Source organism: Candidatus Defluviilinea gracilis, assembly GCA_016716235.1.
GTDB classification, from domain to species: Bacteria; Chloroflexota; Anaerolineae; order Anaerolineales; family Villigracilaceae; genus Defluviilinea; species Defluviilinea gracilis.
In genome coordinates this window covers 65,895-82,865 of sequence record JADJWS010000007.1, presented here as the reverse complement: position 1 = coordinate 82,865, position 16,971 = coordinate 65,895, and the positions used below count along the sequence as shown (strand labels likewise).

Annotated in this window: 17 protein-coding genes; 16 read left to right on the top strand and 1 reads right to left on the bottom strand. The window is 52.6% G+C overall.

Going from position 1 to position 16,971, the window contains the following annotated elements; genetic code table 11:
- Positions 1 to 35 precede the first annotated feature (35 nt).
- The 6 genes from IPM31_18405 to IPM31_18380 all read left to right on the top strand — a co-directional run bounded on the left by IPM31_18405 (position 36) and on the right by IPM31_18380 (position 6,533).
- Positions 36 to 743, top strand: a complete 708-nt coding sequence (locus tag IPM31_18405; GenBank protein ID MBK9008945.1) for a hypothetical protein — start codon at positions 36 to 38, stop codon at positions 741 to 743.
- A gap of 102 nt (positions 744 to 845) precedes the next feature.
- A complete protein-coding gene (locus tag IPM31_18400; GenBank protein MBK9008944.1) occupies positions 846 to 2,240 on the top strand; it encodes a hypothetical protein in 1,395 nt (464 codons plus the stop codon).
- Positions 2,241 to 2,249: 9 nt separating this feature from the next.
- Positions 2,250 to 5,039: a 3'-5' exoribonuclease gene (locus IPM31_18395; GenBank protein MBK9008943.1), complete on the top strand. Its 2,790-nt coding sequence runs from the start codon at positions 2,250 to 2,252 to the stop codon at positions 5,037 to 5,039.
- Positions 5,040 to 5,092: 53 nt separating this feature from the next.
- On the top strand, positions 5,093 to 5,746 hold the full coding sequence (locus IPM31_18390; GenBank protein ID MBK9008942.1) for a hypothetical protein: 654 nt from the start codon (positions 5,093 to 5,095) through the stop codon (positions 5,744 to 5,746).
- Positions 5,747 to 5,847: 101 nt separating this feature from the next.
- Positions 5,848 to 6,180: a DUF433 domain-containing protein gene (locus tag IPM31_18385; GenBank protein MBK9008941.1), complete on the top strand. Its 333-nt coding sequence runs from the start codon at positions 5,848 to 5,850 to the stop codon at positions 6,178 to 6,180.
- Positions 6,181 to 6,182: 2 nt separating this feature from the next.
- Entirely contained in the window at positions 6,183 to 6,533 is a 351-nt protein-coding gene (locus IPM31_18380) for a DUF5615 family PIN-like protein (protein ID MBK9008940.1), read from the top strand.
- A 79-nt stretch (positions 6,534 to 6,612) separates the two neighbouring features.
- Here IPM31_18380 and IPM31_18375 read toward each other — a convergent pair whose 3' ends face one another.
- Positions 6,613 to 7,140: a hypothetical protein gene (locus tag IPM31_18375; GenBank protein ID MBK9008939.1), complete on the bottom strand. Its 528-nt coding sequence runs from the start codon at positions 7,138 to 7,140 to the stop codon at positions 6,613 to 6,615.
- 60 nt (positions 7,141 to 7,200) lie between these two features.
- On the opposite strand from IPM31_18375, the gene IPM31_18370 reads away from it, so the two are divergent.
- The 10 genes from IPM31_18370 (at position 7,201) to IPM31_18325 (ending at position 16,952) form a co-directional block, all read left to right on the top strand.
- Positions 7,201 to 8,049, top strand: coding sequence for a carotenoid biosynthesis protein (locus IPM31_18370; GenBank protein MBK9008938.1), 849 nt, complete (start codon positions 7,201 to 7,203; stop codon positions 8,047 to 8,049).
- Positions 8,046 to 8,441: a hypothetical protein gene (locus tag IPM31_18365; GenBank protein ID MBK9008937.1), complete on the top strand. Its 396-nt coding sequence runs from the start codon at positions 8,046 to 8,048 to the stop codon at positions 8,439 to 8,441. Before IPM31_18370 ends, IPM31_18365 begins: the two co-directional genes overlap by 4 nt.
- The gene (chrA, locus tag IPM31_18360) at positions 8,442 to 9,599 is read left to right on the top strand and encodes a chromate efflux transporter (protein MBK9008936.1); all 1,158 of its coding nucleotides are present in this window, start codon (positions 8,442 to 8,444) and stop codon (positions 9,597 to 9,599) included.
- A gap of 2 nt (positions 9,600 to 9,601) precedes the next feature.
- Positions 9,602 to 10,846, top strand: a complete 1,245-nt coding sequence (locus IPM31_18355; GenBank protein ID MBK9008935.1) for an MFS transporter — start codon at positions 9,602 to 9,604, stop codon at positions 10,844 to 10,846.
- A 40-nt stretch (positions 10,847 to 10,886) separates the two neighbouring features.
- The gene (locus IPM31_18350; GenBank protein MBK9008934.1) at positions 10,887 to 11,663 is read left to right on the top strand and encodes an arylamine N-acetyltransferase; all 777 of its coding nucleotides are present in this window, start codon (positions 10,887 to 10,889) and stop codon (positions 11,661 to 11,663) included.
- Complete coding sequence (locus tag IPM31_18345; protein MBK9008933.1) at positions 11,660 to 12,079, top strand: hypothetical protein; 420 nt, start codon at positions 11,660 to 11,662, stop codon at positions 12,077 to 12,079. The genes IPM31_18350 and IPM31_18345 overlap by 4 nt, the downstream gene beginning before the upstream one ends.
- 41 nt (positions 12,080 to 12,120) lie before the next feature.
- Positions 12,121 to 13,647, top strand: a complete 1,527-nt coding sequence (locus IPM31_18340) for an MBOAT family protein (protein ID MBK9008932.1) — start codon at positions 12,121 to 12,123, stop codon at positions 13,645 to 13,647.
- 1 nt (position 13,648) lies between these two features.
- Positions 13,649 to 14,611, top strand: coding sequence for a hypothetical protein (locus tag IPM31_18335; GenBank protein ID MBK9008931.1), 963 nt, complete (start codon positions 13,649 to 13,651; stop codon positions 14,609 to 14,611).
- A gap of 94 nt (positions 14,612 to 14,705) precedes the next feature.
- Complete coding sequence (locus IPM31_18330; GenBank protein MBK9008930.1) at positions 14,706 to 16,064, top strand: M20/M25/M40 family metallo-hydrolase; 1,359 nt, start codon at positions 14,706 to 14,708, stop codon at positions 16,062 to 16,064.
- A 246-nt stretch (positions 16,065 to 16,310) separates the two neighbouring features.
- Positions 16,311 to 16,952, top strand: coding sequence for a CBS domain-containing protein (locus tag IPM31_18325; GenBank protein ID MBK9008929.1), 642 nt, complete (start codon positions 16,311 to 16,313; stop codon positions 16,950 to 16,952).
- The last annotated feature ends 19 nt before the right edge of the window (positions 16,953 to 16,971 follow it).

Sequence of the window (16,971 nt, the reverse complement as noted above, 5' to 3'; positions counted from 1 at the left end):
AGTGACGACTTAAGTCGTCACTACACAGGAATAATATGAAAATCATCACAAACGATACATTAATTCAGCGCAACGGAAAGATCGGGGGGATTGCGATCCTGCTTTCCATCATCATTTTGGTTGGGGGTTTTTTTGTCAACGTCAACAATCTCTCGGGCGAAGACATGCGCTCGTTCTATATTACCCTGGCTTCGTTCGTTGTCGGGTTTATTCTGGTTCAGGTTGGGTTGTATTTCGTAAACCGCTACGGAGGCAAACCGCGCATGGATGAACGACTCGACGCCGCGCTCAAGGGTTTGCCCGGTGATTTCACGATCTATCATTTCACCACGCCGACCGCGCATTTGCTTGTGGGTCCTTCGGGGGTGTGGGCGTTACTCCCTTATCGACTGCGCGGCTCCATCGAGTTCAGAAAGAACCGTTGGCGCGTCCGCGGCGGCGGATTCTTACAGGCGTATATGAGCATCTTCGGGCAGGAGGGAATCGGCAGACCAGACGCTGAGGCAGAGCATGAGGCCCGTAAGATCAAGAACCTTCTGGCAAAACATTTCGAAGAACACGAGTGCCCCGAGGTCAATGTCGCATTGATTTTCACAAATGAGCAGATCGAAATTCAAGCCGAAGGCGCTCCCACACCCGCGTTGAAAGCGGACCAGCTCAAAAGTTTTATGCGGCAAAAAGCAAAAGAGAAACCGATCACACAATCACAACTCGCGGCGGTGAAAGCGGCGTTACCGGAGTGATATTTCAGGCGCGACGGTCTTGAGTCTCCAGTCTCTAGTCTCTCTTTGTGAGAGACTAGAGACTGGAGACTATTTATTTAAATATGATACACTTGTTCTATCATGCAATTATCGACAACGAGAAATTTTTTTGCGAACCACTGGGCAACGATCCTTATTCTCGGCATTCTAACGATGGGGCTTTGGTTCCGCGCAACAACCTACGGAGATTTTCGGCTTTCAGCGGGGATGAGTGATACGCCAAGCTACATTAATTCTTCACAAGCCAATCTCTTTTCACCGCAGATGTTTAACGGCGAGCGGTTATTCACAACCAATCTTTTGTATAAACTTGCCAACGACTCTGACCGTTGCCCGTTATTGGTCATTGGCAATCCTTCGGTAGGCGTCGAGTTGCCTCGTGAAATCCAGCCTTGCTTTGACAAAATCGCCGTTCTGCAAAATACGCTTGCAATGTTCGGCTGGTCGTTCCTGGCATTGATCGCCGCGCGTTGGTTATCTCATCCGTTGTACAAGATCATGGCGGTTCCACTTGTGTTAGCCTTTGGGTTCACTCCCCAGCTCGCCGAATGGGACAGTGTGCTCAGTTCAGAATCACTCTCGCTCTCGATGTTTGCCGTCGTCACAGGCTTGATGTTGGAAATTTCACAGCGGATCGCCAGAGACCGTAGCCAGCATTCGTCGGCAACAACCAAGTCATTAGCCGTTATATGGTTGGCAATATTCATGCTGTGGGTCTTTTTGCGGGATGTCCATATCTATGCCTGCTTGATCACAGTTGCGATGTTGCTCCCCTTCGTGTTGGTAAAAAAACTCCGCCTCCCTGCGTGGATTCCAATTACGACCTATATCCTCGGCGGAATTTTCATCCTCGGGATGTACACCACACAAAAAAGCCCGCGCTGGGAACTTCCGCTGTTCCATGTGATGGATGGCCGCGTCTTTCCCGATTCGGGCATGGTCGATTATTTTGCCGAACGTTTCGACATGCCGCGCGACCCGTCCAGCCCTGAGTATGCGGAATGGTTCAACACGCGCGGCTTCCGATCGTATGGAATTTTTCTTGCGACTCATCCGCGGTACATTATTTCCGCGCTCATCGAACGGTCTGACTATTTGTCGGAAGATTTTATTCAACCGTACTTTACCACCGCCGATATCCGCTCTCGAAAAGCTCTCTTGGATGTGGGTAGAATCGTCCACCCAGAGACCAATGCCGTCTTTCTGATTGACTTCATCCTCGTAGCATCCATGGTTGTGAACAGCCTAAAGTACCCATCAGGCAAGTCGTGGGCGTGGACATGGCTCGCCACATGGATGTTTTTCTTCGGAAGCGCGTCTGTGCTATTGAGTTTTTTTGGAGATAACATTGGGATACATCGCCACATTTTTCCTTATGTGGAGATCTTCCGCTTGCTGTTATGGATCAGCCTGCTAGCGAACATGGACCTTCTAGCACAACGACCTGAACCTGTTACTATTCAAACGAAAGAGTAAAACAAACGTATGCAATCAATCGTAGCCATAGACCTCGAAACAACAGGATTAAATGACGAGCGCGACGCGATCATCGAGATCGGGGCGGTGAAGTTCAAAGGGCATCGCGTCGAAGCGGAGTGGACAACGGTCATCAACCCTGGCAGGCACATCCCTGAATTTATCACGGGGCTGACGGGCATCAGCGACGCGGAGACGCGCAACGCGCCGAAACTGCGCGACATCATCCACGATCTGGAAGCGTTCGTCGGCGACGCCCCTGTGGTGGGACACAACATCCGCTTCGATCTGGGATTCATCCAAAAGCAGGCGGGGATATTGAATTACAACGAAGTCATTGACACGTACGAGATCGCGGCGGTGGTCATGCCAACCGCGAGCCGATACAATCTCGGTTCGCTTGGCAAACAATTGGGAATCTTATTGCCCGCCACCCATCGCGCACTCGACGACGCCAAAGTGACGATGGCGGCGTTCAACAAATTATTCGAAATGGCGCGTGAACTTCCGCGCGAGTTGGTGGACGAGATCGTCCGTCTCAGCGAACCCGTTGAATGGGATGCGCGCTGGGTGTTTCAACAAATTTTGGGAGCGCAAGCGAAAGAGGGGATCAAAGCGAAGAAAATATCGAAGAAAAAGAATCAGGCTGAATGGGCGGATGACTCGAAGTTTCCGCCGTTGGATAATCCCGAAGAGCCAAGTCCGCTCAACACGGAGGAAGTCGCATCCGTGCTGGAGTATGGCGGACCGTTCTCGCAATATTTTGATTCGTTCGAGCAGAGACCCGAACAGGTTGCGATGATGCGTTCGGTGGCGGACGCGCTTTCGTATGGAAATCATTTGATGGTCGAAGCGGGAACGGGCGTTGGAAAAAGTTTTGCATACCTCGTGCCTGCCGCGTTGTTCTCACTGCAAAACAATACGCGCGTGGTCGTTTCAACGAACACGATCAACTTGCAAGACCAACTCATTCAACGCGATTTGCCGAATTTGAGTCAGGCATTGGATCTTGATTTTCGTTTTTCAGTATTGAAGGGACGTTCGAATTATCTCTGCCCGCGCAAAGTGGAGAACATGCGTAGTTCGTATCCGCGCAATGCGGATGAGATGCGCGTACTGGCGAAAGTGTTGGTGTGGCAGTTAAATAATTCGAGCGGAGATCGAAGCGAATTAAATCTCACGGGACCAACCGAGCGCGAGGTGTGGAATCGAATGTCGGCGGAGGATGACGCGTGCACGACCGAAACGTGCATCAAACGCATGGGCGGCGCGTGTCCGTTCCATCGCGTGAAGACCGCGTCGCAATCCGCGCATGTGCTGGTCGTCAATCACGCGCTGTTGTTGTCGGATGTCGCCACGGGAAGCAAAGTCCTGCCCGAGTATTCGCATCTCATCATTGACGAGGGTCATCACTTGGAATCAGCGACGACGAACGCGATGTCGTTTCGATTGAATCAATATGACATGGATCGCATGATGAAGGAGGTCGGCGGATCGAACGCGGGTGTGCTCGGAAAACTTCTCGGCGAGACGAACGCCACGCTTCGCCCCGCGGACTTCGGCCTGCTTCAGAAAAAAGTGACTCATGCCACCGACATGGCTTTTCGCATCGAGCAGATGAATCGCGAGTTCTTCAATGTGTTGAGCGAGTTCGCGCGACTGCAACGCGAGGGACAGCCGCAATCAAATTACGCATGGCAAGCGCGCGTCTTACCCGCCACGCGCACATTGCCGTTTTGGGACGAAGTGGAAATGGCATGGGACGCAACAGGCGAAACGTTGCGAAATTTGCTGACAGAGTTGGCTCAAATTTACAAAGCCGCCGCAGACTTATACGCCGAGGGACACGACAATCTCGAAGACGTAATGGGCGACATCAGCAACGTGACGCGCCGATTGACCGAAGCCGAAGCGAATATTTCGGGCATGATCAGCAAGCCCATCCAAGGCATGGTGTATTGGATCGAAGTGCAACCGAATCAAAACCGTTTGTCGTTGAACGCCGCTCCATTGAGCGTGGCATCGCTGGTCGAAAAAAATATCTGGCACGAGAAACGTTCTGTGGTGCTCACCTCCGCCACGTTGACAACGCACGGAGAATTTCAATATCTGCGCAACACTCTCGGCGCCGCCGAAGCCGAAGAGATGCAACTCGGCTCGCCGTACGATTACGAAAGCGCGGCATTGCTGTACATCGCCAACGACATCCCCGAACCGAATCAAAATGGATATGAGCAGATGCTCAACAAAACGCTCATCGCTACCGCCAAAGCCACTGGCGGACGGATGCTCGTGCTGTTCACCTCCTACTCTGCGCTAAAGAAGGCGGCGCGCGAGATCACCGCCCCGTTGGCGCGTGAGGATATTTACGTCTACGAGCAAGGCGACGGCGCATCCCCGAACGCGTTGCTCGAGTCGTTCAAAGCCACCGAACGCGCCGTGTTGCTCGGAACCAAATCCTTCTGGGAAGGCGTAGACGTGCCAGGCGAGTCGCTTTCGGTTGTGGTCATCACCAAACTTCCCTTCGATGTACCTACCGACCCGCTTATCGCGGCGCGCTCCGAAATGTACGAAGATTCGTTCAATCAATATTATCTGCCCGAAGCGATTCTGAAATTTCGGCAAGGATTTGGTCGCCTGATCCGTACCGCTTCAGATAGAGGCGTGGTCGCCATTTTGGATCGCCGCGTGCTAACCAAGCAATATGGCAGGCTGTTCCTGGAGTCACTCCCTCCCTGCACCGCGCGGCAGGGACCAGCATCCAATTTGCCGAGGGAGGCGGGGAGTTGGTTGGGATAATATAGTTAGACCTCACAGGTCTTAAAGACCTGTGAGGTCTCGGGATGAAAACTATGAAAAATACAACTGCTCCACTTGTCCCGGGAATGTACTATCACATTTACAATCGCGGGAACAACAGCGAGAACTTGTTTCTTGAAAAACGGAATTACCCATATTTCCTTTCTTTGTACGATAAGCACATCACACCTGTCGCAGACACCCACGCCTATGGCTTGCTGAGAAATCATTTTCACGTTGCGGGGAGGATCAAAACTGAGCGGGAGTTTTGGGAATATCTAGAACAGACCTCACAGGTCTCGGAGACCTGTGAGGTCTTGGATCAAAAGAAGAAATTCAATCCATCCCAAGCCTTCTCGAACTTCTTCAACGCGTACGCCAAATCCATCAACAAGGGATATGGACGAACGGGAAGCCTGTTCGAGGAACGTTTTGGGCGAATCCCCGTTACGAGCGATGCGTATTTTACGACCTTGATCTTCTACATCCACTATAACCCGCAGAAACACGGATTTGTGGATGACTTCCGCGATTGGGAATGGTCTTCATACCACGCACTTGTCGGAACAGGAAAGACGAAGTTGAAACGAGATGAAGTTTTGAATATGTTTGGCGGCGTGAAAGGATTTGAGGAATTCCACCAAACAAAAATGGATGAGAAGAAGTTAGCGAAGTTGATTGACGAGGAATTTGAATCGGAAGTTTAGTTTAGACCTCACAGGTTTTGGAAACCTGTGAGGTCTGCCAGCCAATTTGCCGCGCGAGGCGGGGAGTTGGTTGGGGATGTAGAATCGAGTAAAATATCTTCATGGCAGTCACATTGACCATCCAACCCCTTCCCCTCCCCCTCACCCTCAACAAGGATGGCGTAGCGCGGGTCGGCGGGACGCGGGTTACGCTGGATACGATCGTTCGAGCCTTTGCAAGGGGAGCAACTGCGGAGGAAATCGCGCAACAGTATCCGTCGCTTGCACTTTCGGATGTGTACGCGACGATCAGTTACTATCTGCAAAACCGCGATGAAGTGGAGACCTACCTCAAAAAGCGGACAAAACAGGCGCAGGCGATAAGACAGGAAAATTTAAAACGGTTCGACCAATCGGGTATCCGCGAGAGATTGTTGGCACGTAAAAATAAATAGCCATGCTCCGCTTCGTCTCTGATGAAAATTTCAACAACGACATTGTGCGCGGCTTGCTTCGCCGAAATCCCAATTTGGATATTGTCCGCATACAAGATGTTGGATTACGAGGAGAGGAAGACCCTGTCATTTTAGAATGGGCGGCAAATGAAGAGCGGATTTTACTCACGCACGATGCCGCGACCATGACAAACTTCGCTTATGAACGCGTGCGCGCAGAGTTGCCTATGCCAGGGGTCATCGAAGTCCCCGACGACCTGCCGATTGGAACCTCGATTGAAGATATTTTGTTGATAGCAGAATTCAGCAACACGAACGAATTGAAAAGTCGCATAGTTTACCTCCCGTTGTAAGAGACAGCCAACTTAAAGATGCCCATCTCTCTTTGTTAGTCAACAACGTGACTGTCATCTTGAAGATGACAGTCACCTTTTATTCCACCACCTCATCAGCCTTCTCCACCAAATCATCCACCCCAAACACCGTTTCATAAAACCCCAACAAAGCCTCCGCCTTCGACCGAAACCCCGCATCCGTGTGAGCCAGCCCGTTCGATTCTTCCAACTCCGTCACCAATCGTTGACGAAAATTGACCTCCGCCGAATTGGGCAACAGCGACTCAACTTCACGGATCATTTCCTTTGCCTGCTCGATAACCGTCAACGCGTTGGGTAGGGACATATTTTCAGCGATCACTTCCTTGAGCAACTTACATTGATAACTTCGGCACACATGCGGGTAATGCGGCGAGTCGTAGACCGTGCATCGTCCCTGCCAGAGCGGGCAGGGTTGGCTAAATCCGCGCTCGTTGGGATTCGACCGAAAGACGGTTAGTCCCAGCGACTCGGCGGGATCCAGCTCGGAGGGTCGCAGTTTCGCCCAGATGAACAAATGACCTGTGCAACACAGTCCGCACGATTTGCATAAGATGTTTGCCTGTGATTCGTTTATATCTGCCACGCGAGAAATCATATCGTGTTACAGATAAACTTGCAATTGGCTATTGTATAATCGGGCGAAATGAACAACCTGCCCAGCCTCTATTTCATCTCATTCGAACTCGTCATCTATGTGCAATTTGCGCTATGCCTGCTTCATGCGTGGAAACACGGCAAGGCAAATCTTCTGCGCCTGTTTGCGGGCATTCTCTTTGGCGTACTACTTGAAATTGCCACGATCCGCCAATTGAACGCGTACGAGTACGGACGTTTCCTCCTTATGGTTCTCGACGTGCCTTTGTGCATCGGTGTCGCGTGGGGATGCATCCTCTTCAGCGTGATGGAATTCACCGACGCGAGCAGTCTACCCTATTTTCTGCGCCCCGTGCTAGACGGCTTACTCGCCCTCAACATTGACCTCGCGCTCGACGCCGTCGCCATCCGCTTCGGGTTTTGGGATTGGGGTCAGGGTTTGGACTCTCAATACTTCGGCGTGCCATACGCGAACTTCTGGGCGTGGTTCTGGGTCATCTTTTTCTTCTCGACGGGATACCGCCTCTTTTCTCGACGGGGAGATCTGGTTCGCGCGTGGCTGGCTCCGCTCGCCGCTTTGATCGTCGGTCTGCTCGGCGTGCTGGGGACGAACGCGTTCATCACATTCGTCGTCCCAGCGACGCTTCGTTCTGCTGTCGTCTTTAGCGCACTCATCGCCGCGCTCATGCTGATCGTCGCCCTGCGTCCGCGACTGAACACGCAACCCGTCCCCTCGTTGACGTTCTGGGTCCCGACCATCACCCACCTTTACGTGTTGATCGCGGGGCTAATCTCTGGTCTCATCCTTGACCCGCCGTTTTTGTTGTTCGTGGGAATTGTCATGACAGTCATCGCATTCTTTTTGCATCGCCCAACAATTCGGAGATTGATTTCATGAATACCGTTCTCTTCGTCTGTGAACACGGCGCGGCGAAAAGCGTCATCGCTGCGGCGTATTTCAACCAACTGGCAAGCGAAAAGAATCTCGATGTCCGCGCCATCGCGCGCGGCACGAACCCCGATACGGAGGTGTCGCCCAAAGCCGCCACTGGCTTGCAAGCGGACGGTCTGACTCCGACCGAATCAATTCCGCAGAAGTTGTCGCTGGCAGATGTCGAATCGACTCAACGCGTCGTTACGTTCTGTGAATTGCCTGAGGAATATCGAAGCAAAACTGTTATCGAGCAGTGGGATGGAGTCCCGCCCGTGAGTGAGGATTACGAAAAGGCGCGCGATGCGATTGTGGAAAGAATCCATCGGCTTATAGTTGAAGAAAAAGGCAAAGCCTAGATGGAAAACACGGAAACACCCGAAAGAATGCCTCCCGCGCGCGAGGTGTTTCTATATTTTCTGCTGTTGGGCTTCATCAACATCGGCGGACCCGTCGCGCAAATTACCATGATGTACAACAACATGGTCGAGCGCAGTCATTGGCTGTCAAAAGACCGATTCGTCAAGATCATGGGGTTCACGCACATGTTGCCAGGACCCGAGGCTCTGCAGTTGGCGATCTATGTGGGTTACCTCAAGAAAGGCGTTCTGGGCGGAATCATCGCAGGGCTGACGTTTATCATCCCTGGCGCGTTGATCATGGTCCTTCTCAGTCACTTGTATGTCACGTACGGAAATCTGCCCTTTGTGAATGACGTTCTGTATATCTTGAAGCCCGCCGTGCTTGGAATCATCGCCGCGGGAATCATCAAACTCGGTAAAGCCGCAATTACAAATGTTCGGCTCGCCGCGATATTGATCACAGCCACTCTAGCCATGCTCTTTCTCAAAATTGACTTTCTCGTCATCCTATTCCTTGCTGGGCTCGCAAACCTGCTCCTTACCATAAGACTGCCGAGTTTGAACTCAGCGATGGGTATGATGCCTGTTTTGATCGGAGGCTTGAAAGGCGGATTCTTCACCGATGAGAAATGGCTTCAAATGGTTTGGCTGTTCTTGAAAACAGGCTTATTCAGCTTTGGCGGCGCGTACGCCTCCCTTGCTTTTCTTCAGCGAGGCGCGGTTGACCAGTTTCACTGGCTGACCGCCGAACAACTTTTAGACGGCGTCGCGTTAAGTGTGGCTACCCCAGGACCATTTATGCTGTTCACAACGTTTGTCGGCTATTTGGCTGGCGGAATTACAGGCGCGGTGATTGCAACGTTCTTTGTTTTTCTTCCATCCTTCGTCTTTGTCTTATTGGGCGCGCGATATATCGAACAAGTACAAAATAACCGCTCTGTTCAGGCTTTTCTGGCAGGGATCAGCGCAGGCGTGGTTGGCGTCATCCTTGTTGTATCGTTTGATCTTATCCCAAGCGCGGTAGTCGGCGCGTCCAGTGTTATCATTGCGCTGCTTGCCTTTGCGTTGATTACATTTTTCAAAGCGGATGTAGCAAAGGTAGCGCTTGGAACAATTATCGCGGGAATAATTTACGCGGCGCTTCAATACATCTGACCATGCACACGAATCCTAATATCCCCCTCCTCTTTTCCACGCGCATCATCCGCTTGTTCTGCTACGGGTTTCTCTCCGTCATCCTCGCGCTGTATCTCGCCGAAGCAGGCTTCACCGAAACGCAGATCGGATTGCTCTTCACGCTCACCCTCATCGGCGACGCGGTCATTTCGTTGTGGCTGACCACCTCCGCAGACAGGTTCGGCAGAAAACGAACCTTGCTCATCGGCGCGGTCTTGATGCTGAGCGCGGGCATCGGCTTCGCGCTGACGAAAAACTTCGCCCTGCTCGCCCTCGCCGCAATCATCGGCGTCATCAGCCCAAGCGGGAACGAGATCGGTCCGTTTTTATCGGTGGAGCAGGCAAGTCTCACGCAATTGATCTCGAACGAAAAGCGCACGCACTTCTTCGCGTGGTACAACCTCGTCGGCTCGTTCGCCACCGCCACAGGCGCGCTCACAGGCGGATGGCTCTCGCAATCCCTGCAACTCAGCGGCTGGACGACGCTCGAATCCTATCGCTTCGTTTTAGTTGGCTACGCCCTCGGCGGCTTCATCCTCCTCCTCTTATTTCTCCGCCTCTCGCCCTCCATCGAAGTCCCTACTCAATACGAAGTACGCAGTCCTGCCCTGAGCAAGGTCGAAGGGACGCAATCCACTCTAGGTCTCCACCGTTCCCGTAACGTCGTCTTCAAACTCTCCGCCCTCTTCGCTCTCGACGCATTCGCGGGCGGCTTCATCGTGCAAAGCATGTTCGCCTTTTGGTTCTTCGTCCGCTTCGGCGTGGACGCTGGCACGCTCGGCAGTATCTTCTTCGGCGCGAACATCCTCGCGGGCATCTCGGCTCTGCTCGCCGTACCCCTCGCTAACAAGATCGGCTTGATCAACACGATGGTCTTCACGCACATCCCCTCGAACATTCTCCTGATCCTCGTGCCGTTGATGCCGACGCTTCCTCTCGCCATCGGACTCCTGCTCCTCCGCTTCAGCATTTCGCAGATGGACGTGCCGACGCGCCAATCCTACACGATGGCTGTTGTCGCCCCCGACGAGCGATCCGCCGCTTCGGGCGTCACTGCCATCGCGCGTTCCGTCGGCGCGTCCGTTTCGCCGATGCTCACAGGATTCTTTTTCGGCATCCCCGCGTTGTTGAGCCTCCCGTTCTTTTTAGCGGGCGGATTGAAGATCATCTACGACCTTCTGCTCTTCCGCGAGTTTCGGGCTGTGAAGCCGCCCGAAGAAAACTGAACCAGCCGTCCCTGCGAATGAACCGTTATAATTCAGCGGCATGGACGTCCAAACATATCTACATCGAATCAAGTATCAAGGTTCCATCCAACCCGATTACGATACACTGCGCGGACTGCACATCGCGCACATGCGGACAGTCCCGTTCGAAAATTTAGACGTCATGTTGAAGCGTCCGATCCGCATTGACGAAGAGTCGCTTTGGAAAAAGATCGTCGTCAACGAGCGCGGCGGATTTTGTTATGAACTCAATGGAAGTTTCGCGCGACTGTTGACGCAGATCGGTTTTGAGATCACGTATCTGAACGGGCGCGTGTTCAATAAAGAAGGTCAACTCGGCATCGAGTTCGATCATCTTGCGCTGTTGGTGAGGATTCCCAATTCGTCCACGCAATGGCTGGCAGATGTGGGCTTCGGCGATTCGTTTACCGAGCCGCTCGAATTTGAAAATGACGGCGAGCAAACGCAGAGATTGAGAGCGTATCGGCTGGAAAAAGTTATTGACGGATTTGTCATGTGGCAGAAAAACTACGACAGCACATGGGAGCGGCAATATTTTTTCGACACCGAGCCGCGAATGTTTCCGCAAGATTACGAAGCGGGATGCCTGTATCACCAAACCTCTCCCAACACGAGTTTCACCCAAGGGAGCGTCGTCTCTCGCGCCACAGACGATGGGCGCGTGTCGCTGAACGACAATTGGCTGACGATAACAAAGAGCGGCGAGCGCGTAAAACGCCCGCTGGAATCGCAAGACGAATTTCAAAGCTTACTGAAAGAACATTTCGGAATTGTTCTGCAAAAGGAGATCGCATGACCGTAGAAAATTATTTAGCAGAGGCAGGCGCGTTCGCCACATTGGCAGGTTTGCTGGCAGGTTTCGGCTTGACCGCCGTGATCCAATTTCTTGTGACAGAAAACAAGAGCAAACTCGTCACCGCGTGCATTATCGTATTTGCGATTTCGACGGTGCTGTTCACTTACTCGTTGATCGTCTCGATCTTATCGTTCGCCGCCACAGCGGAGCTGAACGAAGTCCGCGCCGAGTTGGACAACCTCAGCATCGGCGGGTTCCTCATGCTGGTCACCGCGATCTTCGTCTTCCTCGGCGGCATCGGGCTTTCAGGCTGGATCCGCTCGAAAGCCGCAGGGATCACAACCTCCGCCTTTGCAATGATAACCATGTGCCTGACCGCCTCCGCGCTGTGGTCTATCATGTCGTTGTTTATGTAAGCGGGCGCGTCGTCGCAATATGCACATAGAGTTCTCGCTCAATGCTCTTTAACTCGTTCCATTTTCTTGTATTCTTCCCTGTAGTAACAACTTTATATTTTCTCCTCCCCCATCGTTTCCGTTGGGGGTTATTGCTTACGGCGAGTTGTTATTTTTACATGGCGTTCATCCCGAAATATATCCTCATCTTATTCGTCACCATCACGGTGGATTATTTCGCAGGCATCGGGCTCGAGACTACACAGGGAAATAAAAAGAAATGGATTCTGTTGGCAAGCATCCTTGCAAACGTTGGCATGTTGGGGTTCTTCAAATATTTCAACTTCGCCAATGAAAACATCGCCGCGCTGGCAAACTTCATTGACTGGAACTATCCCATCGAGAACCTTTCGATCATCCTGCCCATCGGCTTATCGTTTCACACATTCCAATCATTGAGTTACACCATCGAAGTCTATCGCGGGCACCAAAAAGCCGAACGGCATTACGGCTATCTTGCTCTGTACGTATTGTTCTATCCGCAACTTGTGGCGGGTCCCATCGAAAGACCGCAAAACATTTTGCATCAACTACACGAGGAGCATCGCTTCGAATATCAACGCGTCGCCGACGGTTTGAAATGGATGGCGTGGGGCATGTTCAAAAAAGTGGTCATCGCCGATCGTATGGCGTTGTTCGTCAACCCGATCTACGACTCGCCCACAAGTCACGAGGATCCCGCGCTAGTCTTCGCAACACTCGCATTTGCGATTCAAATTTATTGCGATTTCTCAGGCTACTCCGACATCGCCTTCGGTTCAGCGCAAGTAATGGGCATCAGGCTGATGAAAAATTTTCAACACCCATACTTTGCAAAATCGATTTCCGAATTTTGGCGGCGCTGGCACATCTCGCTCTCCACGTGGTTCCGCGATTACGTCTACATTCCGCTCGGCGGCAATCGCTCGGGCGCGCGCCGCACTGCCATCAATCTCTTCATCACATTTCTCCTCAGCGGTTTGTGGCACGGCGCCAACTGGACGTTCGTCATCTGGGGCGCGCTACATGGCGTCTACATCATTTTGAATCATTGGATCGAACCCCGCTGGACTCAATTGGGCGATTCGGGATTCGCAAAACGATTCTCCTCCCTCCACAACGGTCTCTCGCTTCTTTCCACCTTCGGGCTGGTCTGCTTTGCCTGGATCTTTTTCCGCGCTTCGACTCTCCCCGACGCGCTCTACATCGTCACCCACCTCTTCAGCGGATGGTCAGGCTTCGTACGCCAAACTTCCAGTTTGGCACAAGAGGTCATCCACTCTGGCTTTTGGGTGTTCGTAAACGGGCTTTTTGCATCCTTGAACGACCTCACCGAACTGACACGCTCAGAAATTACGTTATCGGCTCTCGCTCTCATCCTCCTGCTTTACATTGAGACCAAGCAACATCGCGGAGATTTTCTCGCGCAGTTCAATCTCAAACAACCAGCAATCCGCTATATCGGCTACTCGTTATTGATTGTCATCATTCTGGCGTTAGGAACTTTATACACTGGCGTCGAACAAGCCTTCATCTACTTCCAATTCTAAAATGACTGAAAAAAGCGACGTATTGAAATTACTAAAACATGCGGCTCTCGTTGTCGTATTGGTTGTCATTTTAATTTCGGCAATCTTCATCGCCACGCCTCCTGACGACAAGCATCTCTACCAAGCCAGCCTGCTCAAATCGAATCTGCTCCGCACCGTCCCTTCTCCGCGCATCATCATCGTCGGCGGCTCGAACGTCGCTTTCGGCATAGACAGCGAGTTAATGGAACAAGAACTCGGCATCCCCGTCATCAACGACGGCTTGCACGTCGCATTAGGCATCGCGCCACTGAACGAAATAAAACATGATCTTCGAGCAGGCGACATCGTCATTATCAGCCTTGAATACTACAACTTCACCGACGAGGCGTCGTTCTACGGTCAACCCCAATATCTGGCAGACTGGGTTGAGTTCTCGCCAGAGCGGATTTGGTACTTGCACGACCCCTACAAGCAAATGCCGTCCATTTTCACAATGATGCTGGAGCGCAAGGTCAACCGCCAGCTGAATTATTATCTCAACGGCTTCTCCTACGAATCGGGACGCAACTTCTACTCTGGCGACCTCTTTAACGAACACGGCGACTTCATCGGTCATCTCGATGAAAACGGAAACAAACAGTTTGAAATCGCCGACTCGGTCTACCCTATCAACTTGATCGAGAACGCTTATGTGTTTTTAGAGGACTTCAATCAATATGCGTTGTCGAAAGGTGCGACAGTCTACTATGAAGCGCAGGCGCATCGCCAGACGAATTGCGAACGGACGGGAAAGAAAAGCCTCGACAGATTCTTTAATCGTCTAAAAACAAAGACCACGATACCCCTGCTTACAAATCTCGATCAACTCTGCCTGCCTGATGATTATTTTTACGACACGCCGTATCACCTCAACCAGCAGGGGCGCAGGGTTCGGACAGAGCGGTTGATCGACAGTTTGAAAATCGCCCTGGGATTGGAATGAGACTGTCACCATCACCCCGATTCGATATAATCGATCCTACCAAGCCATATCGTCAACACAGCAGAAACATCTGAAAGCCTCAAAGGAGAATACCATGTCAGACTTCAGCAAGATCGACGCCTATCTCGAAAAGAACATGGACAAAAGCATCGCCGAATTGTCCAAACTGGTGGCGCAACCCAGCATCAGCGCACAGGGTGTTGGACTCAAAGAATGCGCGGCGATGGTCGCCGACATGCTCCGCGCGCGCGGTTTTTCAGCGGAGGTCATGGATACCAAGGGCGCGCCGGTGGTGTTCGGCGAGCGGAAGGGCAAGTCGGATAAAACGCTGCTGTTCTACAACCATTACGATGTGCAACCGCCCGAACCGCTGGAACTGTGGGAGACCCCTCCCTTCGAACCTTCCTTGCGGGAGGGAAAACTTTACGGGCGCGGCGTGAGTGACGATAAATCACACATCACCTCCCGGTTGTTCGCCCTTGACGCGCTTCTCGACGCCGACGGTGAACTGCCTTGCAATGTCAAGTTCATTATCGAAGGCGAGGAGGAAACATCGAGCGCGCACTTGCATGATTTTATCCGCGCGAATAAAGAGAAACTCAAAGCCGACGCGTGTATTTGGGAATTCGGCGGCGTGGACCACCGCGAAGTGCCCATGCAATATCTCGGGTTGCGCGGCATCTGTTATGTTGAGTTATCGGTGGAGCGACTCAGCACCGATGTTCACTCCGGGTTGGGCGGCTCGATCTTCGAAAACGCGGCGTGGCGCTTGGTTTGGGCGCTATCCACGCTGAAGGGCCCCGATGAGAAGATTCGCATCCCTGGTTTTTACGACGACGTTCGACAACCCACCCAACGCGACCGCGAAATGATGGACGCGCTCCCGGATGTGGCAGATGAATACAAGCAACGCTACGGCGTGAAAAAATTCATCAAGGGGCTGACGGGCGGAACCGACCTCAAGATGGAAGAAGTCTTCGTGCCAACATGCACCATCTGTGGGTTGACGAGCGGATATCAGGGTCCCGGCGCGAAGACAGTTCTGCCCGCGAAAGCCTCCGCCAAGGTGGACTTCCGCCTCGTGCCCGACCAGAAGCCTGAGGACATCGTAAGGAAACTTCGCGCCCACCTCGACGCGCAGGGGTTTGAGGATGTGCGCATCGACTTTTTAGGCGGCGAGCCGGCCGCGCGGACCGATCCAGACCACCCCTTCGTGCGAACCGTGGTGGAAACATCCGAAGAAATATATGAATTCGCCATGGAGATCGTCCCGATGATCGGCGGCTCCGGTCCGAATTATCCGTTCGTGCATGACCTGGGTTTGCCGGTAGCAACTGCCGGGTTGGGGCATCCCGATACCCGGGCGCATGCGCCAAACGAAAATATTCGGCTGGATCTGTATCTCAAACACGCGCGGCACATGGCGCGGCTCTTGAAAAAATTTGCCGAGTAGGCGAACACGCAAAAAATAGGCGCATCGTCCTAAGGTTGCCAGGAAAGGTTTTATTGAGTCTTCATAGCCTTTGAACCTGTTGCGCCGTAGTTGCACTGCGGCGGCAGTACAACTGCCCGCCAACTTCGTAAGTCCTGGTTATGTTAGAAATATGAATATGACCTAACTCACTCCGCATTGGTGACGTTCTTTTTCTTCTCAAGGCATATAATGAGGTTGGGTGAAAAACCCAGAAACGGAGGCAACATGTTAGTCGGTGAACGAATGTCTCGCCCTGTGATTATGGTCTCGCCGGACGCGCCCATCAATGATGTGCTTGCGATGTTTCGCAAAGAACACATCCGTCGCGCGCCGGTGGTCAAGGATGGAAGGCTGGTTGGCATCGTTTCGCAAACGGACTTGCTGAACGCCTCGCCGTCCCCGGTCACCACGCTGAGCGTGTGGGAGATGAACTATCTACTGAGCAAAGTAACGGTCAGCCGCGTGATGAGCAAAAAGGTGCGCACGGTGAGCGTAAGCACGCCCATCGAAGAAGCCGCCCGCATCATGGCAGACTCGAAGATCGGCGGCTTGCCGGTGATGAACGACGGCAAGTTGGTCGGCATTATCACCGAAACCGATTTGTTCAAAATTTTCCTCGAGATGATGGGCGCGCGCCAGAAAGCCACGCGCATCACCGCGACCATCCCCGACAAGCGCGGCACGCTGGGGAAGCTGACCAAAGCAGTGGCGAACGCGGGAGGAAATATTATCTCGCTCGGCATGTTTGCGGGTCCCGACGCCGATTCCAAAGTGGTCACCTTCAAAGTGATCGGCATGAAGAAAGACGCCATTCGCCGCGAACTGGGGAAGTTTGTGAAAAAGTTTTGGGATATTCGGATCAGTTAATGGGCTGGCGTGACGCAAC